Annotated in this window: 20 protein-coding genes; 14 read left to right on the top strand and 6 right to left on the bottom strand. The window is 35.3% G+C overall.

What is annotated here, in order from left to right; all coding sequences use genetic code 11:
* Window positions 1–34 precede the first annotated feature (34 nt).
* Window positions 35–1,060, bottom strand: a complete 1,026-nt coding sequence (locus tag EYD45_RS04665; protein ID WP_130963191.1) for an RluA family pseudouridine synthase — start codon at window positions 1,058–1,060, stop codon at window positions 35–37.
* 25 nt (window positions 1,061–1,085) lie between these two features.
* Complete coding sequence (locus EYD45_RS04660; protein WP_130963190.1) at window positions 1,086–1,640, bottom strand: PASTA domain-containing protein; 555 nt, start codon at window positions 1,638–1,640, stop codon at window positions 1,086–1,088.
* 120 nt (window positions 1,641–1,760) lie between these two features.
* On the opposite strand from EYD45_RS04660, the gene EYD45_RS04655 reads away from it, so the two are divergent.
* The 4 genes from EYD45_RS04655 (at window position 1,761) to EYD45_RS04640 (ending at window position 4,638) form a co-directional block, all read left to right on the top strand.
* Window positions 1,761–2,750: a D-alanine--D-alanine ligase gene (locus EYD45_RS04655; RefSeq protein ID WP_130963189.1), complete on the top strand. Its 990-nt coding sequence runs from the start codon at window positions 1,761–1,763 to the stop codon at window positions 2,748–2,750.
* Window positions 2,751–2,840: 90 nt separating this feature from the next.
* Complete coding sequence (coaD, locus tag EYD45_RS04650; RefSeq protein WP_130963188.1) at window positions 2,841–3,296, top strand: pantetheine-phosphate adenylyltransferase; 456 nt, start codon at window positions 2,841–2,843, stop codon at window positions 3,294–3,296.
* 149 nt (window positions 3,297–3,445) lie between these two features.
* Entirely contained in the window at window positions 3,446–3,892 is a 447-nt protein-coding gene (locus tag EYD45_RS04645; protein WP_233702523.1) for a HEAT repeat domain-containing protein, read from the top strand.
* Window positions 3,893–4,053: 161 nt separating this feature from the next.
* Window positions 4,054–4,638, top strand: coding sequence for a hypothetical protein (locus EYD45_RS04640; RefSeq protein ID WP_130963187.1), 585 nt, complete (start codon window positions 4,054–4,056; stop codon window positions 4,636–4,638).
* 306 nt (window positions 4,639–4,944) lie between these two features.
* Here EYD45_RS04640 and EYD45_RS04635 read toward each other — a convergent pair whose 3' ends face one another.
* The gene (locus EYD45_RS04635; RefSeq protein ID WP_130963186.1) at window positions 4,945–6,558 is read right to left on the bottom strand and encodes a SulP family inorganic anion transporter; all 1,614 of its coding nucleotides are present in this window, start codon (window positions 6,556–6,558) and stop codon (window positions 4,945–4,947) included.
* 178 nt (window positions 6,559–6,736) lie between these two features.
* Between EYD45_RS04635 and EYD45_RS04630 the strand changes: the two genes are divergently transcribed.
* The gene (locus EYD45_RS04630; RefSeq protein WP_130963185.1) at window positions 6,737–8,461 is read left to right on the top strand and encodes a M14 family metallopeptidase; all 1,725 of its coding nucleotides are present in this window, start codon (window positions 6,737–6,739) and stop codon (window positions 8,459–8,461) included.
* Between the two features lie 2 nt (window positions 8,462–8,463).
* Here the strand turns inward: EYD45_RS04630 and EYD45_RS04625 are convergent, their stop codons facing one another.
* Window positions 8,464–9,048 (bottom strand): NUDIX hydrolase, encoded by a 585-nt coding sequence (locus EYD45_RS04625; protein WP_130963184.1) that lies wholly within the window; start codon window positions 9,046–9,048, stop codon window positions 8,464–8,466.
* Window positions 9,049–9,179: 131 nt separating this feature from the next.
* Here EYD45_RS04625 and pyrE point away from each other — a divergent pair, with 131 nt between their 5' ends.
* On the top strand, window positions 9,180–9,824 hold the full coding sequence (gene pyrE / locus EYD45_RS04620) for an orotate phosphoribosyltransferase (RefSeq protein WP_130963183.1): 645 nt from the start codon (window positions 9,180–9,182) through the stop codon (window positions 9,822–9,824).
* Between the two features lie 31 nt (window positions 9,825–9,855).
* Complete coding sequence (locus EYD45_RS04615) at window positions 9,856–10,251, top strand: SRPBCC family protein (protein WP_130963182.1); 396 nt, start codon at window positions 9,856–9,858, stop codon at window positions 10,249–10,251.
* Here the strand turns inward: EYD45_RS04615 and EYD45_RS04610 are convergent.
* Window positions 10,248–10,979: a biotin--[acetyl-CoA-carboxylase] ligase gene (locus tag EYD45_RS04610; protein WP_130963181.1), complete on the bottom strand. Its 732-nt coding sequence runs from the start codon at window positions 10,977–10,979 to the stop codon at window positions 10,248–10,250. The two genes, EYD45_RS04615 and EYD45_RS04610, sit on opposite strands and share 4 nt — an antisense overlap.
* Window positions 10,980–11,072: 93 nt before the next feature.
* Here EYD45_RS04610 and rsfS point away from each other — a divergent pair, with 93 nt between their 5' ends.
* The 6 genes from rsfS (at window position 11,073) to EYD45_RS04580 (ending at window position 15,852) form a co-directional block, all read left to right on the top strand.
* Window positions 11,073–11,444 carry a ribosome silencing factor gene (rsfS, locus tag EYD45_RS04605; protein WP_130963180.1) on the top strand — a complete coding sequence of 124 codons (372 nt, stop codon included), beginning with the start codon at window positions 11,073–11,075 and terminating at the stop codon, window positions 11,442–11,444.
* A 9-nt stretch (window positions 11,445–11,453) separates the two neighbouring features.
* Complete coding sequence (ftsH, locus tag EYD45_RS04600) at window positions 11,454–13,391, top strand: ATP-dependent zinc metalloprotease FtsH (RefSeq protein WP_130963179.1); 1,938 nt, start codon at window positions 11,454–11,456, stop codon at window positions 13,389–13,391.
* 110 nt (window positions 13,392–13,501) lie between these two features.
* On the top strand, window positions 13,502–14,110 hold the full coding sequence (locus tag EYD45_RS04595; RefSeq protein WP_130963178.1) for an LUD domain-containing protein: 609 nt from the start codon (window positions 13,502–13,504) through the stop codon (window positions 14,108–14,110).
* Window positions 14,111–14,128: 18 nt separating this feature from the next.
* The gene (locus EYD45_RS04590; RefSeq protein WP_130963177.1) at window positions 14,129–14,947 is read left to right on the top strand and encodes a phosphatidate cytidylyltransferase; all 819 of its coding nucleotides are present in this window, start codon (window positions 14,129–14,131) and stop codon (window positions 14,945–14,947) included.
* On the top strand, window positions 14,937–15,593 hold the full coding sequence (locus tag EYD45_RS04585) for a phosphatidylserine decarboxylase family protein (RefSeq protein WP_130963176.1): 657 nt from the start codon (window positions 14,937–14,939) through the stop codon (window positions 15,591–15,593). The genes EYD45_RS04590 and EYD45_RS04585 overlap by 11 nt, the downstream gene beginning before the upstream one ends.
* Entirely contained in the window at window positions 15,586–15,852 is a 267-nt protein-coding gene (locus EYD45_RS04580) for an acyl-CoA-binding protein (RefSeq protein ID WP_130963175.1), read from the top strand. Before EYD45_RS04585 ends, EYD45_RS04580 begins: the two co-directional genes overlap by 8 nt.
* A 69-nt stretch (window positions 15,853–15,921) precedes the next feature.
* On the opposite strand, the gene EYD45_RS04575 is transcribed toward EYD45_RS04580, so the two are convergent.
* Window positions 15,922–18,555 (bottom strand): valine--tRNA ligase, encoded by a 2,634-nt coding sequence (locus tag EYD45_RS04575; protein ID WP_130963174.1) that lies wholly within the window; start codon window positions 18,553–18,555, stop codon window positions 15,922–15,924.
* Window positions 18,556–18,738: 183 nt separating this feature from the next.
* Between EYD45_RS04575 and EYD45_RS04570 the strand changes: the two genes are divergently transcribed.
* Complete coding sequence (locus EYD45_RS04570; protein WP_130963173.1) at window positions 18,739–19,164, top strand: DUF1573 domain-containing protein; 426 nt, start codon at window positions 18,739–18,741, stop codon at window positions 19,162–19,164.
* Window positions 19,165–19,191: the final 27 nt, after the last annotated feature.

Here is a 19,191-nt window from a genome sequence, read left to right as displayed (position 1 = left end):
GAAATATGCAGACAAATGGCATAAACCAAACACGCTAAAACTTAGAATACCCACGCCACTTCTCTACACAAGCCTCTATATCCTCAGGAACAGGAGTTTCAAAACGCATAAATTCTCCGGTTTTAGGATGCTTGAAACCCAAAGTTTTGGCATGTAATGCTTGCCTTGGCAAAATTTTAAAACAGTTATCTACAAATTGCTTGTATTTTGTAAATGTGGTGCCTTTTAGAATGGCGTTACCACCGTAACGTTCGTCGTTAAATAGGGTATGCCCAATGTGTTTCATGTGCACACGTATTTGGTGCGTGCGCCCAGTTTCTAACTTGCAAGACACTAGAGTAACATAGCCCAAACGCTCTAACACTTTATAATGCGTCACAGCGGGTTTGCCTTTTTCGGCTTCTTCGTCTAAAAACACAGTGTTTTGGAGTCGGTTTTTAGGGTGACGTCCAATATTGCCTTCAATGACGCCTTCATCCGCTTCCACATTGCCCCAAACTAAAGCCACATATTCACGTTCGCTCGTTTTTTCCGCAAATTGCAAAGATAAATGTGCCATCGCTTTTTCGGTTTTGGCAACTACCAACAAACCGCTCGTGTCTTTATCTATGCGATGTACCAATCCTGGACGCTCGCTAGAATTATTTGGCAGATTTTCAAAGCGATAAATGAGTCCGTTAATCAAGGTACCCGAATAGTTGCCATGGCCTGGGTGCACTACCAATCCCGCAGGTTTGTTAACCACCAGCAGTTCATCGTCTTCATACAAAATATCTAGTGGTATATCCTCTCCTATTAAAAGTGCTTCATAAGTTGGATGAGGAAACAATACTTTTATATGATCGTTAGGTCTTACTTTATAATTGGATTTTACGGGTACGCCATTTACCAAAATACCGCCATTTTTTGCTGCATTTTGAATTTTACTACGTGTGATATTTTCGATGTAATTCATCACATATTTATCAATACGTAGTGGTGCTTGTCCCTTGTCTACAGTAAATGTGTGGTGCTCGTGAAGATTATCTCCCTCGGGTAATTGCGGCGTGTATTCTTCCATAATGTTGCACTAGTTTGTGCTAATGCTAAGGGCGATTTCCATTACCCAAAACCAAATCAATCTTAGATGTTTTTGGTAGCTTTTCGCCTGGATTTAATGTCTTGCCCTTGTATTTTAATTGCAGTACAATATCTTTTCCTAAGTTATCCACGTAAGTAATATTGCCCACTTTAAAGCCTAAAGCTTCCAGATTAGGTTCGGCTTGTCTAAAGGTACGCTCTCTTAAATCTGGCACTTCAACTTTTCTATAGCCGGACGGATTAAGTGTTAGGTATATCTTTCGGTCTTCTTTTACTTTTGTGCCCGCAGCCGGTTCTTGATCGATTACCGAAAACTTTGGATAATCTGGATTAAAATTAGCTGAATCCTGAATTTGCATAACCAAATTATTTTCGTTTAATTCTATCTCTGCCACACTAATAGATTTGCCTTTAAGTTCTGGCACCGTTTCAAATTCGCCATGATTGGTCATTGATTTTAGCACTTTTAACATTATAAAGCATAAAACAATAATGGCAACAATGGCTAAACCTAATTGTTTTAAAAATGTTTTGCTGAACAGAAACTTAAAGAAACTCATTTGAAGATTTTTCGGTGAGACAAATATATAATATTTTGTTTTGCTGTTTATATCATTATTTTAGCTTAACTATAATAGATACGAATTATTGTAGTTTTTAGATGAAGAGCACACAAATATATGACTGATAAAAAGAACATCGCCATCATCATGGGTGGCTATTCCAGTGAATACAAAATATCATTAACCAGTGGCAACGTGGTATTTGAAACTTTAGATAGAGAAAAGTACAATCCTTATCGCATTCATATTTTTAAAGATAAATGGGTATATGTTGATGAAGAAGATATGGAGTTTCCCATAGACAAAAATGATTTTTCTATTAATGTGGATAGTTTCAAAATTACGTTTGATTGTGTGTTTAACGCTATTCACGGTTCTCCCGGAGAGGATGGCTACATGCAGGGATATTTTGAGTTATTGGGCATTCCACATACCAGTTGCCCGATGTATCAAGCACAAATTACCTTTAATAAACGTGACTGTTTAAGTGTTCTAAAGCCTTACGGCATAAAAACTGCAGAATCTTATTTTGTAAATCTTGGCGATGCTATAAACGAAGATGCCATCGTTAAAAAAGTAGGTTTACCCTGTTTTGTAAAGGCCAATAAAGCTGGAAGTAGTTTTGGTGTAACCAAAGTTCATAAAAAGGAGAACTTACTACCAGCAATTGATACTGCATTTAAGGAAGATGATGAAATTATAATTGAGTCTTTTTTAGATGGCACAGAAGTTTCGGTAGGTGTGATTACTTATAAAGGAGAAACTAAAGTTTTACCGATTACTGAAATAGTTTCTGAAAACGATTTTTTTGACTATGAGGCAAAATACCTTGGAAAATCGCAAGAAATAACACCAGCGCGACTAACTCCTGAACAAGAAGAAAAAGTAAATGCTTTGGCTAAAAAAGTATATGAGGTATTAAAAATGAAAGGCTTTTCCAGAAGCGAATATATTTTTAAGGACGGAGAACCTCATTTACTTGAAATGAATACTGTTCCTGGGTTAACCAAGGAAAGTATTTTACCTCAACAGGCGGCAGCGGCTGGTATTTCATTATCTGATTTGTTTGACAATGCGATACAGGAAAGCCTTAAAAGCCTCGCCTAACCCCTCCCAAGGAGAGGAACTCAAAACCTAGTTAAAGATTTGTATATTTGAGCATTCGTTTCTCCCCTTAGGGGAGATTAAGAGGGGCTTATGAAACGTGCAATTTTCCCAGGGTCTTTTGATCCATTAACTTTAGGACATTTCGACATCATAAAACGTGGTGTACGTCTGTTTGATGAAATAATCGTCGCCATTGGTGTTAATTCATCAAAAAAATACATGTTTTCGCTTGAGGAGCGTCAGCAATTCATCATCGACGCCTTTAAAGATGAGCCTAAGGTAAAGGTAGTAACCTACGAAGGTTTAACCGTGGATTTCTGTCTTAAAAATGATGTAGAATTTATTCTAAGAGGCCTAAGAAACCCAGCAGATTTCGAGTTCGAAAAAGCTATTGCCCACACCAACAGAGACCTTGCTCCTATTGAAACTATTTTTTTATTGACATCTGCAGACACCTCCTATATTGCATCTTCTATTGTTCGCGATGTGATTAGAAATAATGGGGACTATACGAAGTTGGTACCAGATAGCGTTAGGGTGAAATAGTCGCAGTCGCAGTGTAAATTGTTGAATTTCTCATTATTTTCTAAAAAATAAAAAGTCACGTTTTTCTTTACGTCTCCACGACTTTGTGAGGGAGCATGTAACGTCTTGATTGATTTTGCTACATATAAATAGCTAATTGTCATCACACCATGTTACACCACATTACATACTTATTTTTCAAGTTGAATATCATTCAGCCGTCTGAAAGCACTATTGTTTTTTGGATGGACATCAAAGATGTACCTAAACTGGAGTATGCCTTAAAACATGGTAACTACAATACCAGAAAACTAGCTGCAGAAGCTTTGGCGCATGCTGGACAATGTTCTTCCGTACCCGTATTATTAAAAGCTATGAATGATAAAGTACAAAACGTATCTATTGCAGCTTTAAATACTTTGGAAGCTTTGGGATGTAATGATGATTTAGTTGTTACCATTACCAGAAAACGTTTTAATTGGGTAAAGGAAGTTAGAGACAGAGCAGCTAAACAAGAAGCCAACAAAGACAAAAAACATAATATTTACCGTTGGGAACGCGCCAGTAAAAAGTCTTTTGAAATAGTTAAGGAGCGCCTAAAACGACCGATACGCTAAAGGTAATTATGCGCTTTAATTCACAAGTCTTTTTAGATGCTTAATGACAAATTCCACACTTTCTAACACTTGATATTGTAAAAAAATTCAGCTACCTTCGTTTACCGGCGGATATAAGCCATTACCAACGGCGCATATCCGAAGTCTCGTTGCCAACAATATTGAAAAGACTGCTTCAAATAATAATTCTGCTTTTAATCACAGCTTGTGGTTCAACCAAATATGCTGACGACCGAATTGCGGACGAAAAATTTGAATTATGCTCTGAAATCAAATATAATCGACTGATAACAGAGTTTACGCCAATAGAAGGGAAATTAATTTACAAGCAGAATATTCATAGTTTACTTGAAAACGCATTGATACAAGAAAAATACTTGACCAAAATAAGTAAAAATGGTTATTCGGAATTGTTGCAAAAAGCAGGGCGAAAAGAAATAAGTCCTGAATTTTTTGAAAAATTTAAGTCAGATTTGGAATTTGACCCTTATATGTTATTTCCAATAAACTCTTATTTATCTTGTTACGGCTTTCTATTTGACCCTTTAAAAATTTTAGACAAATCAAATTGGCAATATGATTTCGTATTAGCATATAACAAATTTGAAGCTTATGGAGATTTAAAAAGTGATAGCAAGTATTTGATTGACGCCTTGAATAAAATTCCAGAAGAAAAATTTCAATTAATTATATATCGGAAATTATTTTTGGATTTAATATATGTGACATATACGCAACTGAATTAAAAATACTGTTGGCAACATTGTATATAAAAAATTGCTATTTTGTGCTTAACCAATGTGAGTTGCTTTGTTTGCTTGCATCTGATTTTCCTTCGGAAAATCCTCGCACACAAACACGCAACTTTCCATATACGTAGCCGGTAAACGAACCTCTCTAAAAAACAACATCACTTTAGGTTAAAAAACAAGCCAGCAAACACGCCCGCGTTAGGGATTGAGGCATTTGTTGAAGCTCCTCGCAGAGAGCGACTGCCGAAAGCCCGACCGCGCCTGTGGCGTGGTAACGCCCAAATAAAAAATTCTTAAATCCTAAAGTTTATACTCCGACAGTGGTTTTGTAAACGCTTCTGGATTTTCAGCGAGGTGATAGCGAGGATCGTCAATATCCTCTACGATAACTTCCTTAAACTTTGGGCTTGCCTTATGGAGCAGTATTTTACAGTCTTCACTAAGGTGCTTTAGTTTTATGGATTTTCCTGCGGCTTCGTACTTTTCTACCAAATTGTATATGGCTTCGAAAGCGGAATGGTCGCTTACGCGCGACTCTACAAAATCTATCTCTACGTTGTCTGGGTCGTTCTTCACATCAAACTTTTCGTTGAAGGCTTTTATAGAACCGAAGAAAAGTGGCCCCCAAATTTCGTAAACCTTAGTACCATCTTCCCTCATGCGTTTTCTGGCACGAATACGTTTTGCGTTTTCCCAAGAGAAAACCAAGGCACTGATAATGACACCGGCGATTACGGCTATGGCTAAATCTTTCCAAACGGTGATAAGCGATACGGCTATAAGAACAATAGCATCGGTTAGCGGTATTTTTCGTAAAATTCTAAAGCTACTCCATGCAAATGTGCCAATAACCACCATGAACATGACGCCAACTAAGGCAGCAATAGGTACTTGCTCAATGAGTCCGGATGCAAACAAAATAAAGATTAATAAGGCCACAGCAGCAACAATACCGGAAAGCCTGCCTCTTCCACCTCCCTTTATATTTATCAATGATTGTCCAATCATGGCGCAACCACCCATTCCACCAAAAAATCCTGTGACAATGTTTGCGCCTCCTTGTGCCATACATTCGCGGTTGGCATTTCCTCTAGTTTCTGTAATCTCATCAACTAAGTTTAAGGTCATCAATGATTCTATCAAGCCGATGGCCGCTAGAATTAAGGCGTATGGCCCAATAAACTTTATGGTTTGCCAATTAAATGGCACTTTATTAAATATCTCTGTCTGGAATTGTGGTAAACCACCTTTTAAGCCTTCGCCACCTCCATCACGAATAAAACTTCCCACTGTGGCGACATCTAGATTTCCAAAGATCACAATGGCGGATACCACTAAAATGGCAATTAATGCTTCTGGCAATTTCTTTGTTAGTTTTGGTAATCCAAACATAATTCCCATGGTTAATGCCACCAAACCTAACATAATCCACATTTTTGAGCCTGTAAACCAGTCTCCATTTGCATCTTTAAAAAGATTAAGTTGTGATAGGAAAATTACGATAGCTAGTCCATTTACAAACCCCATCATCACAGGATGTGGAATCAATCTTACAAATTTTCCAAGTTTAAAAACACCTGCTAAAATTTGAATAATTCCCATAAGAATTACGGTAGCAAACAAGTAATATAAACCCAACTGTTCTGAAGGTTCTCCCATAGCATTTCCTTCGGCAACTAAGCTCACCATCACTACTGCTAAGGCGCCTGTGGCACCACTTATCATTCCTGGACGGCCTCCAAAAACTGAGGTGATTAATCCTATCATAAATGCCGCATATAACCCTACTAATGGGTCTACACCTGCAACAAATGCAAACGCAACAGCTTCTGGCACCAATGCCAATGCCACAGTTAGTCCACTTAAAATATCGTTTTTGGCGTTTTTAGCGCGCTTTCTAAAAAATGCAGTCATGGTTTGTTTTTGAAGCTGCAAATTTACAGTTTAAAACAGGACGTACAAGTAATGCCCTAAGAATTTGCAGATTAAGCAATTAAAATTGGATGAGTTACAAAATTGCCAGTATTTCTGCCACTTTCTTATGAAGTACTCATTTAAAAATATTGTAGTTTTAGCCATCAAAGTTGAAATCATGAGAAAATTTTTATTGATACTTGTTTTGTGTTTTGCTTGTAAGAACTCACCGAACTATGATTTTAGCACCCGTTTTGAGACATCCAATGGTCTAGAAACGGTAACTTACGAGGAGATTATCACATTTTATTCTCAACTCGCTGAAGTTTACAATGAAATTTCTCTGGAGGCTATCGGGGAAACTGATGCTGGAAAGCCTTTACATTTGGTAACTTTTAATCCAGATGCAGAATTCAATTATGAAACTATCAGGGAAGACAAACGGATCTTACTCATAAATAATGGTATTCACCCAGGAGAACCTGATGGCATCGATGCAACAATGCTGTTATTTAGAGACCTAGCACAAGGCAATATCAAAATACCAGAAAATGTTGTAATTGCGAGTATTCCTATTTACAATATTGGTGGCAGTCTCAATAGAAATTCAAACACGCGTACTAATCAAAATGGTCCAAAAGCCTATGGTTTTCGAGGTAACGCAAGAAACTATGATTTGAATAGGGACTTTATTAAATGCGATACGAAAAATGCTAAGACCTTTGCTGAAATTTTTCACTTATTGAAACCTGATGTATTTATCGATACGCATGTAAGCAATGGTGCGGACTACCAATACACGCTCACACATTTGTTTACGCAACATAATAAATTGGGTGATAAACTGGGTATTTATTTACATACTGAAATGATGCCCAAATTAGAAAAAAAACTAAACGAAAAGGACTTGGACATCACACCATATGTAAATGTTTTTAACCGTACTCCTGAACAAGGGTTTTCGCAATTTATGGACTACCCTAGGTATTCCACAGGCTACACTACACTTTTCAACACATTAGGTATGATGATAGAAACGCACATGCTCAAACCCTACAAACAACGTGTTGAAGGCACTTATGAAATATTGAAAAGCATGATTAAAATTACGGATTCTGATTCTGATAAAATCAAGTCCATTAGAGAAGAAATGCCCTTATTGATGCACAAAAACAAGTACTATACCTTGGATTGGGCAGTAGACACCACAAAAGCTTCAATATTAAATTTTAAAGGTTATGAAGCCGATGTAATTACAAGTGAGGTTACTGGTTTTAAAAGATTAAAATATAACAGGACAAAACCTTTTGTAAAAGAAGTGAACTACCAAAATTACTACGAACCTAAATTGAAAGTTGAAATTCCGTCTGCATACATTATTCCCCAAGGCTGGCATAATGTTATTGCGTTATTAAAACTAAATGAAGTGGAGATGATACCGCTTAAAAACGACAGCATAATTACAGTAGAAAGCTATCGTATTAAGGGTTATAAAACCCGTAAGTCGCCCTACGAGGGACATTATCCGCACTATGACGTAAAAATAAGTATATCTGAAGAAGATAGGCAATTCTCAAAAGGTGATTATTTTATAAACACCAATCAAAACACTTTTAGATATCTAATGGCTACCCTAGAACCACAGGCTCCAGATTCCTTTTTTAATTGGAATTTTTTCGATACCATTCTACAGCAAAAAGAAGGATTTTCACCCTACGTTTGGGAAGACAAAGCACTTGAACTACTTCAAAACAACCCTCAATTAAAACAGGAATTTGAGCACCGAAAACAAGATATATCTGAGTTTAAAGATAATTGGTATGCACAGCTAGATTGGTTGCACAAACAAAGTAAGCATTATGAAGAAGCACATTTATTATATCCCGTATTCAGAATAAAATAGTATTAATCAATTAGCAGCTTAATATTGGCATAAGAGTTCTCCATGGCTTTTTTTATTTTCTTTTTTCCTAGCCACTTTACTTTAGTGATACCCTCTTTTTCTTCTGGATATAGTTTTCCTTTAAAAGATGTTTTCATTTCAAACCAATAGGTGATTTTTATACGATACCGTCCTCTCCGTTTAAAAATATGGTAGGTTGTTTCCAGCGGTTTCACAATTTTTAATTTGGTAACGCCTGTTTCCTCCTCAACCTCTCTCATTGCTGTTTCCTCTATACTCTCCTTTTTCTCCGTCTTGCCTTTTGGTAAATCCCATTTTCCATTTCTAAAAATAAAAAGCACCTTACCCTCTTTATTGTATACCTTACCGCCGCCAGCAATAACCACTGGGGCCTTTTTTAAAAATTTATTTAGCAGTTTTTTTTCATTCTTATGAACCAAATACGCTTCCTTGGTTGAAGATGTGTTTAACTTTCTAATAACATTTCTTAAAACAACCTTTTTAAGATCATAGTTTTTAACCCCTTTTTTGTCTTTAGGTTTTGTAGATAAAATTATAGGCTTGTCACCAACAAATATTTTGTGCATAAAGAGATTATTAGCTGTTTCTTGGTGGTAAAAATATCATTTTTAAATACAAACCAACTATTGTTGAAAAAAATATTTTATTCTGTTAAAACAGGTTATGTAATACTGCAATATATGCTTAATTTTGTGCTATGATTTTTAACAAAGATATCGCCAAAAAAACAGCAGAAGTTTTATTGCAGGTAAATGCTATAAAATTAAGTCCGAAAACGCCTTTTACATGGGCTTCTGGATGGAAATCGCCCATTTATTGTGATAACCGTATCATTTTGTCATTCCCTCCCATTCGTAACTATGTTAGAGAAACTATGGCAAAACATATTGAGCGTCAATATGGGAAACCAGACGCTATTGCCGGAGTTGCTACAGGCGCCATAGGGATAGGTATGTTGGTGGCCGAATATTTAAATCTACCCTTTATTTATGTTAGGCCAGATGCCAAAGGTCATGGGAGAAAAAACCAAATTGAAGGTTTTATAGAAAAAGGACAGAACGTAGTGGTTGTAGAAGATTTAATCAGTACAGGCAAAAGCAGTTTAAATGCTGTTAAAGCCCTTCGTGAAGGTGGTATCAACGTAAAAGGTATGATAGCCATTTTCACTTACGGATTTGAAGTTTCAAAAGAAAATTTTGAAAAAGAAGATGTTACACTTCATACTTTAGGAAATTACGAAAACCTCTTGGAGCAAGCCTTACAGACCAATTACATTACTAAAAAAGAATTAGAATTGCTTACCGAATGGAATTCTAACCCTAGCGAATGGAACGCTATTTGATAATTAACAGCTAAACACAAATTATTAATTTATGAATTTAGAATCTCCAGAAGTAAGTGTGTCCAAAACACCAGAAGCCACATTTAACTTTATATCGAATATTGAAAATTTTGAAGCCTTAATGCCTGAGAACATCAGTAAGTTTGAAGTTTTAGGTGAAGACAAATTTTTATTTGCCTTAAAAGGCATGCCAGAAATTATTCTGAAGAAGAAAGAGGAAATACCACCAAATAAAATTGTTTTTGGTGCCGCTGGTGGTAAAATAGATTTTTCTTTAACTGCTATTATTTCTGAAGGTGAAAATGATGAAAGTAATGTAAAACTTGAGTTTAGCGGAGACTTTAACCCTATGATGGCAATGATGGTGAAAGGGCCAATTAGCAAATTTATAGAAACGCTGGCTACTAATTTACCAAAAGCTGTTTAGTACATTAATGTGACATCTTTCAATGCGAAAGATTTGATGATATTATCTTCCATCAGAATCTGTAAATCTCCAGAATCTAACACATTTAAAATATAACCTGAAAACAAATTACCCTTGGCATCCTTGAATGTTGAGGGTTTATTTTTTCTGAATAAAAAAGATTCATACTCGGCTTTCAATTCTTTGTAATGGCCTTCTTTTAGTTTTGAAAAATACATTTTCAAACTGTTTATAATAATGCTTAAAAGCTCATCTGTTTCAAAAAATCGCCCTGTAATCTGTTTTAGAGATGATGCATACGGTAAGTTATCAAAATCCGTTTGGTTAACGTTCAAGCCAACACCAATGATTGTTGCATTTAAATGATTTTGTTTTATGACATTTTCAACCAAAATACCACAAATCTTTTTATTTTGTGACAAAATGTCGTTAGGCCATTTTATGTGCAATTGCGGAATTAAAAACGTTTTTAAACTATGCCTCAATGCTAAAGCTGTAACCATACTAATGTAAAATGGGTGTTCCAGTTTAAATTTTGAAATATCAACAAACACACTAAACATCAAGTTCTTCGACGCTTCTGATGTCCAAACAGCGCCCATCTGCCCCTTACCCTCGGTTTGATATTTCGCGGTAACCACAGTAAAATCCTCTACCTTTTCGGCACTAACCATATCTTTTAAAAAAGTATTAGTAGAATCAATGGCATCAAGTTTGATTATAGGCATTTACAGGTTATTTTTGTTGTTTAAAATCTTGTGAAAATTTTAAAGGCTAAAGAACTAAAAAAATAATAACTTTGCACAAATTAATTAAAATTAATGGCGAAAGAAAAAATAAGCGCAGATCAGTTAATATCAGTTATAATTAGTGGAATTGAAGATGTAAAAGGTAAAGAAATAAGTATTTTAGACCTTAGGGAAATTGAAAATACAGTTTGCGATTATTTTATAATTTGTGAAGGGACTTCAAACACTCAAGTTAACGCCATCGTTAATTCCATTCAGAAAAAGGTAAGTAAAGAACTTAAGGATAACCCATGGCACGTTGAAGGTGCTGACAATGCTGAATGGGTTTTATTAGATTATGTAAATATTGCTGTACATGTGTTTCAAAAGCATATTAGGGAGTATTATGACATTGAAAGCCTTTGGGGAGATGCAAAAACAACAGTAATAGAAACAAGTTACTAAAAACAAAACATGGCAAAAGACAATAAAAATATAAAAGAAAAAAAACCAAAATTTAGTCCGTATTGGATTTATGGGATTATACTATCCCTCTTTTTGGTGTTTACCCTATTCAATAATAGTGGACTAGATAGCGGAAATACCACAAATCCAACGCAGTTCTTCAATTTTGTAAAGGATGGAGAAGTAGAAAAGGTTGAAATAGTAAATAGACGGCTTGCAAAAGTTTATCTGACCAAGGAAGCGTCGCAAAAAGAGATTCACAGAAAATCTAAACCTACAAGTTTTAGCTTATCAGCTGCTCAAATTCCGAATTATAGATTTGAATTTGGAGAATTAGAAATTTTTCAAAATGAGTTGAACAAAATTATTGAAGAAGAAAATCTAGAATTAGAACCCGTATATCTTACAGAGGAGAATCATTTAGCAGATTTTCTGATTGGAATCTTACCATTCGTATTACTAATTGGTGTTTGGATTTTTATCATGAGACGCATGTCTGGTGGTGCTGGCGGCGGTGCTGGTGGACAGATTTTTAATATTGGAAAATCTAAGGCAAAATTATTTGACCAAAATACTGAAGTGAAAACATCTTTTAAAGATGTAGCTGGTTTAGAGGGTGCAAAAGAAGAAGTTCAAGAAATTGTAGATTTCCTGAAATATCCTGAAAAATACACAACTCTTGGTGGTAAAATACCTAAGGGTGCATTGCTTGTAGGCCCTCCGGGAACTGGTAAAACCTTGTTAGCAAAAGCTGTTGCTGGCGAAGCTAAAGTGCCTTTCTTTTCATTATCGGGATCTGATTTCGTGGAGATGTTTGTAGGCGTTGGAGCTTCTCGTGTTCGTGATTTATTTAAGCAAGCCAAGGAAAAATCGCCTTCCATCATCTTTATTGACGAAATTGATGCCATAGGTAGAGCTCGTGGAAAAAATGCCATGTCTGGAAGTAATGACGAGCGTGAAAACACCCTAAATCAGTTATTAACAGAAATGGATGGGTTTGGCACAAACACCAACGTTATTGTTATGGCCGCAACAAATAGGGCTGATATTTTAGATAAGGCTTTAATGCGTGCTGGACGTTTTGATAGACAGATTTTTGTGGATTTACCGGATGTTCGTGAGCGTAAAGAAATATTTGAAGTACACTTAAGACCTTTGAAGAAAACAAAAGATCTGGATACAGATTTCTTATCAAAACAAACCCCTGGTTTCTCTGGAGCTGATATTGCAAATGTTTGTAATGAAGCAGCTTTAATAGCAGCAAGAAACGGTAAAAAAGCAGTAGATAAGCAAGATTTTCTTGATGCAGTTGATAGAATTATTGGTGGTCTGGAAAAGAAGAATAAAATTATAACTCCTAGTGAAAAACAAGCTGTTGCCTATCACGAAGCTGGTCATGCAACCGTAAGTTGGATGTTGGAGCATGCAGCGCCTTTAGTAAAGGTAACTATTGTTCCACGAGGACGCTCTTTGGGAGCTGCATGGTATTTGCCAGAAGAACGATTAATTGTTAGACCAGAACAGATGCTTGATGAAATGTGCGCCGCTTTAGGTGGTCGTGCAGCAGAACAAGTGATTTTCAATAAAATATCAACTGGAGCTTTAAGTGATTTGGAAAAAGTTACTAAGCAGGCCCGAGCCATGGTAACTATTTATGGGTTAAGTGATAAAGTAGGAAACCTGACCTATTACGACTCTGGCCAAAACGAATATGGGTTTACAAAACCCTACAGTGAAAAAACAGCTGAACTTATAGACAAGGAAATCTCAGATATAATAGAGAAGCAATATGAGCGTGCCGTAAAGTTGTTAGAGGCCAATAAAGACAAACTTACAGAACTTGCAGAAGTACTTCTGGAAAAAGAAGTTATTTTTAAGGATAATCTGGAAAAAATATTTGGTAAACGTCCTTTTGAAAAAGAAGAACGTGAAAATCTTGACAAATAGCTCATTATAGTTAAGCTTTTGGTAAAAATCTTAAATTAATCTAAGGAATAGTTTAAGATTTTTTATATTTGGAAAACTCTCAACAAAAAAGGTTAATAGCAAGTACCTGAATGAATCTTTTTAAGAAAATTTTCGGATCAAAATCAAAACAATCCGAAAAGGAAATAAAGTCTGATGACCGAGGCAAATACATGCCCGAACTTAAATTGCCAATAGATGAAAAGTTCACTATAAATTTTAAAGCTAATGGTGGTAAGTTCTTATATTGCGATGACTTAAACGAGGTATTTCTTAACTTCACTAAGATCATTCAAGAAAATTCTTGGGAAGATAAACCTGCATTGGTCATAGATAACAATCTTTTAGAGAAGTTTAAATCGTGTAATATTGATGCTATTAAAAATTCAGGTCAAGCCACTTATTTTTTAACCACCTGTGAAAACTTAATTGCTACTGATGGTTCTCTACTCATAAGTTCAAATCAAATAGCGACAAAAAAGTTACCTGAATTACCTTTTAATGTTATTGTTTTCGCCACTACCAGTCAGATTGTGGACAATATTGGCGAAGGCCTCCGTGGTATTAAATCAAAGAACAAACGACATATCCCCACAAACATTACTACAATCAAACATTTTAAATCTGGAGATGAAAAAGATTTTTTAAGCTATGGTAGTAGTGCAAAAAACTTATATTTGCTGCTTTTAGAAGATTTATAATTTAAGCAAATTTAGGAAATGAAAGACATGTTATTGCGCTCACTATCTGGTTTATTCTATGTAGCGGCACTAATTATTGTTTTAAATTTGAACTCGCCTCACGGTTTCATCATTTTATTTTTTATTCTAGGATTACTCTCTTTGTTTGAGTTTAATAAGTTAATCCAGTTGAAAAGTATTGTTCCCTATATCATCTTTGTAATTCTCTATGCAGTTTTTGGATATTGGCAAAACATGTTAAACTCTGATAAAGGCTTAAATGAAGCAACTCAAATATTAATGGTGCTTACAATTTTCGTAAACTTGTTCTTAATCAAGGATTTGTTCTCCCGAAAAGTAATTCCACTATTTATTACGAAACGCTTTATTATTACTACATTTTATCTTTCTAGTGGGTTTGTATTTCTTGTGCTTATAGCCAGTGTCTTTAGTCCAAAAATTTTACTCGGAGCTTTCATTTTGGTTTGGGTAAACGATTCTTTTGCTTATTTTGTAGGTAAGAATTTTGGAAAACAAAAACTGTTTGAAAAAATTTCTCCAAAGAAAACGGTTGAAGGCTTCTTAGGAGGACTTTTATTTTCTTGTATTGCCAGTTACTTTATTTCAACTATGACAACAACTTTAAACTTTACCAACTGGTTATTACTTGCTATTGTCATAACGGTTTTTGGCACGTTGGGAGATTTAATTGAATCAAAATTTAAGAGGCAAGCTAATGTAAAAGACAGTGGTACAATTATGCCTGGACATGGTGGACTGCTAGATCGTTTAGATAGTATTATTTTTGCTTCCCCATTTATTTACTCATTTTTAAATATTATACATTATGTTTCATAAAGAAGGCCATAAAATAATCCTCTTCACTCTAATTATAGTTGTTGGCTGTTTTTTGCTGGTAGATAGTTTTATCTCTGTGTTTTGGTTAAGAACTCTAATTCTCATAGTGCTGTTGATATTTCTAATTCTCATCTTACAGTTTTTTAGAAATCCTAAACGTCACACCAAACAAAATGATAAAAATGTAGTATCGCCAGTAGATGGAAAGGTTGTTGTTATTGAAGAGGTTTTTGAAAAAGAATATTTTAAAGAAAAGCGTTTGCAGGTAAGTGTGTTTATGTCTCCTATAAACGTGCATGTAACTCGCTACCCAATTGATGGAAAAGTTGTCTTTAGCAAGTATCATCCTGGAAAATACTTAGTAGCATGGCATCCCAAAGCTAGTGAAGAAAACGAACGTACCACCGTAGTTGTAGAGAACAAAACATACGGTAAAGTATTATATCGTCAAATTGCGGGAGCTTTAGCAAAACGAATAGTAAACTATGCCAAAGTAGATGATAACGCCATACAAGGTGCCGATTCTGGATTTATTAAATTTGGATCTAGAGTGGATCTATTTTTACCCTTGGATACGAATATAAAAGTAAAGTTAAACGAAAAGGTTCGTGGCGGGGAGAGTATTATAGCTGAAATTAATGAGTAATGAATCTTTAGATAAAGTATTTGAAGAAGCAGTTGCGCGAGTTAATGCACATACTGACCCATTTCCAGCCGACACACTCCTAAAGCTTTATGCTTACTATAAAAAAGCTACTAATAATTATGGTAAACCCAGCAGTAAAAAATCTATAATCAACGCATTTAAAACAAATGCACTATTTCAGGTTAAAGATGTTTCTGAAGATGAAGCGAAACAAGCGTACATTGATTTAGTAAATCAATATTTCTTATATCGAAAATAAGTATTACCCTAAAATTTTATTTAGATAAAAATCTATCAATAGTTAAACAAAGTTGGTTTATAAATCCATCTACTCTAAATTAGCCAAACTTGTCTTTATAGTTTCAATCTTAGCCAAGGCATCAGCTTCTTTCTTCTTTTCGCTGGCCACTACCTGCTCTGGCGCATTAGTTACAAAACGTTCGTTTGATAATTTTTTCTGAACAGATTTCAAGAAGCCCTCGGTATAGTTTAGCTCATCTGTTAATTTCTTAATTTCTGCTTCAACATCAACGGCTCCAGACATTGGAATAAAATACTCATTAGATTTTACACGATATGTAAGCGCCTCCTCAACAGCACTTTCAACATAGGCAATAGCATCTAAATTACCCAATTTAGCAATCACAGCATCAAATGTATTCGTTATCTTTTCATTATTGATTACAGAAAAAGGGATGGCGTCTTTAAATGCTATATTTTTTTGTTTTCTAATATTTCGAATGCCAGATATAACTTCTGAAGCAAACTCAAATTCTGAAATTAGAGTGGTATTAACGGTTGTAGACTCTGGCCATTTTGCAACGATTAAGGCTTCCTCTGGAGTTCTTTCTGAAATAAATTGCCAAATCTCCTCTGTTAGAAAAGGCATAAATGGATGCAAAACCTTTAAATTATTCTCAAAAGCAGTTATAACTGCATTGTATGTTTTTATATCAATTGGTTGCTGATAAGCAGGTTTTATAATCTCCAAAAGCCATGACGAAAAATCGTCCATGATCAATTTATAGAGCGTCATTAGTGCATCACTTAATCTATATTTGCTAAAATGATCTTCAATTTCAGCTAATACTTTTTGAAATTTAGCATGGTACCACTCCAAACCTATTTTTGCAGTTTCTGGTTGATCTAAACTATCGTCGATTTCCCAGCCTTGAACAAGTCTAAAGGCATTCCATATTTTATTTCCGAAACCTTTACCTTGCTGACACAATGCCTCATCAAATAGTAAATCATTACCTGCAGCAGAACTTAATAGGAGTCCTACACGAACACCATCAGCACCATATTCCTCTATAAGTTTTAAAGCGTCTGGAGAATTCCCTAAGGATTTACTCATCTTTCTACGTTGCTTATCCCGAACCAAACCGGTGAGATACACATTTTCAAAAGGTTTTTCATCTCTAAATTCGTAACCAGCAATAATCATTCTCGCTACCCAGAAGAATAAGATATCGGGACCAGTTACCAAATCGTTAGTGGGATAATAATATTTTATGTCCTCATTATCAGGGTTTCGAATGCCATCAAATACAGACATTGGCCATAACCATGACGAAAACCAAGTATCCAAGGCGTCAGTGTCCTGACGCAAACCGTCAACCTTTAATTGAGGGTTCTTAGCCTTTTGTTTTGCTAATTCCAAGGCGTTTTCTAGCGTTTCAGCAACTACAAAATCATCTTTTCCGTCTCCATAATAGTAAGCTGGAATTTGTTGCCCCCATAATAATTGACGCGAAATATTCCAATCGCGAATATTCTCCATCCAATGGCGATAGGTATTTTCAAATTTCTTTGGAAATAGCTTTATATCATCTTCATGTAAAACCGCTTTGATTGCTGGTTTTACCAAATCTTCCATTTTCAAAAACCATTGATCACTTAATCTTGGCTCAATAACAGCTTTAGTGCGCTCAGAAGTACCAACTTTATTAACGTGAGTTTCAGTTTTGACTAAAACTCCTAAAGTTTCAAGTTCTTTGGCTACGGCTTTTCTAGCTATAAATCGGTCTTGACCTTCAAATTGCAAGCCATAACTATTTAAAGAAGCATCTTCATAAAAAATATCGATAACTTCTAAATTGTGTTTATCACCCAAAACCTTATCGTTTTCATCATGCGCTGGGGTAACTTTAAGACAGCCCGTACCAAACTCTAAATCAACATATTCATCTTCAATTATAGGTACTATACGATTGCAAATAGGTACAATAGCCTTTTTACCTTTTAAATGGGAAAAACGTTCATCATTAGGATTAATACAGATGGCAGTATCCCCAAAGATGGTTTCAGGTCTGGTGGTGGCAATGGTTAAAACATCATCACTTCCTTCAATTTGATAGTTGATGTAATATAGATTTCCTTGACGCTCTTCATAGATTACTTCTTCGTCAGACAACGTGGTTTTTGCCTCAGGATCCCAATTTACCATACGATAACCACGATAAATCAAGCCCTTGTTGTATAAATCCACAAAAACCTTAATTACTGCCTCTGACATATCGTCATCCATAGTAAATTTTGTGCGATCCCAATCGCAGGAACAGCCTAATTTCTTAAGTTGATCTAAAATCACACCTCCATATTCATGTGTCCAATCCCAGGCATGTTTTAAAAATTCTTCGCGCGAAAGGTCATTTTTATCAATACCTCGCTCCTTTAATTTTGCAACGACTTTGGCCTCAGTAGCAATTGAAGCATGATCTGTTCCTGGTACCCAACAAGCATTTTTACCTTGTAAGCGGGCGCGACGAATAAGCACATCCTGAATCGTATTGTTCAGCATATGCCCCATATGCAATATCCCAGTTACGTTAGGCGGAGGAATTACAATTGTATAAGGCTCTCTTTCATCTGGTTCTGAATGAAAATAATTGTGTTTCATCCAGTAATCGTACCACTTGCCTTCTACCTTACTAGCATCATATTTTGATGGAATTTGCATACTTTGGAACAGTTTTTGACTTTTGATGTGCAAAAGTACTTATATTTCTTTTTCTGTGAAAACAGACGACATGTTATTAAGAACAATAATATGTTAAGTTTTAAGTAATTCGTCTATTATTTTTGCAGGTTGTGGAAAAAGTACCTATGTTTGAATTAAATAATAACCATTAAATACAAAAAAATGAAACATTTATTTACGCTTTTATTTGTAGGGTTAATTAGTTTTTCGCTTAACGCGCAAGAAAAAGTTGCTAAAATTGAGTTTAAGGAAACTACTATAGATTATGGCACTATCGAGAAAGGTGCTGATGGCGTTAGAGTTTTTGAATTTACAAATACTGGAGACGCTCCTTTAATTATATCTAAAGTAAGTTCTAGTTGCGGATGTACTATCCCCAAAAAACCAGATGCACCTATAATGCCTGGTAAAACTGGACAAATAGAAGTAAAATATGACACCAATAGAGTAAATCCTATTAGAAAAACCATTACGGTGATGTCTAACGCGGAAACGCCTACTGTTGCCCTTAAGATTAAAGGTTTGGTGGTAGACCCTTCTAAAAACAACGTTTTAGAAAAGAAAAGCAAAAGTATGGTTGAACAATAGTGCTTTCCTTACTTTAAAAAGTATTTA

Source organism: Hyunsoonleella flava, from assembly GCF_004310325.1.
Classification (GTDB): domain Bacteria; phylum Bacteroidota; class Bacteroidia; order Flavobacteriales; family Flavobacteriaceae; genus Jejuia; species Jejuia flava.
The sequence above is the reverse complement of the archived record's forward strand: the minus strand, read 5'-3'. Positions and strand labels throughout refer to the sequence as shown.

Coding starts and splice junctions, on each gene's coding strand:
- EYD45_RS04665 (WP_130963191.1), bottom strand. CDS start 1,060: ATGGAAGAATACACGCCGCAATTACCCGAGGGAGATAATCTTCACGAG.
- EYD45_RS04660 (WP_130963190.1), bottom strand. CDS start 1,640: ATGAGTTTCTTTAAGTTTCTGTTCAGCAAAACATTTTTAAAACAATTA.
- EYD45_RS04655 (WP_130963189.1), top strand. CDS start 1,761: ATGACTGATAAAAAGAACATCGCCATCATCATGGGTGGCTATTCCAGT.
- coaD (WP_130963188.1), top strand. CDS start 2,841: ATGAAACGTGCAATTTTCCCAGGGTCTTTTGATCCATTAACTTTAGGA.
- EYD45_RS04645 (WP_233702523.1), top strand. CDS start 3,446: ATGTTACACCACATTACATACTTATTTTTCAAGTTGAATATCATTCAG.
- EYD45_RS04635 (WP_130963186.1), bottom strand. CDS start 6,558: ATGACTGCATTTTTTAGAAAGCGCGCTAAAAACGCCAAAAACGATATT.
- EYD45_RS04630 (WP_130963185.1), top strand. CDS start 6,737: ATGAGAAAATTTTTATTGATACTTGTTTTGTGTTTTGCTTGTAAGAAC.
- EYD45_RS04625 (WP_130963184.1), bottom strand. CDS start 9,048: ATGCACAAAATATTTGTTGGTGACAAGCCTATAATTTTATCTACAAAA.
- pyrE (WP_130963183.1), top strand. CDS start 9,180: ATGATTTTTAACAAAGATATCGCCAAAAAAACAGCAGAAGTTTTATTG.
- EYD45_RS04615 (WP_130963182.1), top strand. CDS start 9,856: ATGAATTTAGAATCTCCAGAAGTAAGTGTGTCCAAAACACCAGAAGCC.
- EYD45_RS04610 (WP_130963181.1), bottom strand. CDS start 10,979: ATGCCTATAATCAAACTTGATGCCATTGATTCTACTAATACTTTTTTA.
- rsfS (WP_130963180.1), top strand. CDS start 11,073: ATGGCGAAAGAAAAAATAAGCGCAGATCAGTTAATATCAGTTATAATT.
- ftsH (WP_130963179.1), top strand. CDS start 11,454: ATGGCAAAAGACAATAAAAATATAAAAGAAAAAAAACCAAAATTTAGT.
- EYD45_RS04595 (WP_130963178.1), top strand. CDS start 13,502: ATGAATCTTTTTAAGAAAATTTTCGGATCAAAATCAAAACAATCCGAA.
- EYD45_RS04590 (WP_130963177.1), top strand. CDS start 14,129: ATGAAAGACATGTTATTGCGCTCACTATCTGGTTTATTCTATGTAGCG.
- EYD45_RS04585 (WP_130963176.1), top strand. CDS start 14,937: ATGTTTCATAAAGAAGGCCATAAAATAATCCTCTTCACTCTAATTATA.
- EYD45_RS04580 (WP_130963175.1), top strand. CDS start 15,586: ATGAGTAATGAATCTTTAGATAAAGTATTTGAAGAAGCAGTTGCGCGA.
- EYD45_RS04575 (WP_130963174.1), bottom strand. CDS start 18,555: ATGCAAATTCCATCAAAATATGATGCTAGTAAGGTAGAAGGCAAGTGG.
- EYD45_RS04570 (WP_130963173.1), top strand. CDS start 18,739: ATGAAACATTTATTTACGCTTTTATTTGTAGGGTTAATTAGTTTTTCG.